At 53.7% G+C, this 328-nt stretch carries 2 tRNA genes; both read right to left on the reverse strand.

The features are described 5' to 3' along the window. Window position 1: 1 nt before the first annotated feature. Window positions 2–77 (reverse strand) — tRNA-Ala (locus tag NPS56_RS31100). A 29-nt stretch (window positions 78–106) separates the two neighbouring features. Then, a tRNA-Ile gene (locus NPS56_RS31105) sits at window positions 107–183 on the reverse strand. Window positions 184–328: the final 145 nt, after the last annotated feature.

A 328-nucleotide genomic window follows, 5' to 3' on the forward strand; every position in this document is an offset into this window, starting at 1 on the left:
ATGGTGGAGCCAAACGGGATCGAACCGTTGACCTCCTGCGTGCAAGGCAGGCGCTCTCCCAGCTGAGCTATGGCCCCGTATTTTCTACAGGTTTCCCACACAAAATTGGTGGGTCTGGGCAGATTCGAACTGCCGACCTCACCCTTATCAGGGGTGCGCTCTAACCAACTGAGCTACAGACCCAATTTCGAGCTGCTAAGGCCGACCTCACCCCGCTCTTAACCACAGAGCATGGAGTGCGCTCCAACCAACAAAGCTACAACCCTTTAGGCTGCTTCTTTTCGTCTTCTTCAATGAATCAAGCAATTCGTGTGGGAGCTCATGGAGT

Origin of the sequence: Pseudomonas putida (assembly GCF_028682635.1) — a bacterium.
GTDB classification, from domain to species: domain Bacteria; phylum Pseudomonadota; class Gammaproteobacteria; order Pseudomonadales; family Pseudomonadaceae; genus Aquipseudomonas; species Aquipseudomonas putida_AE.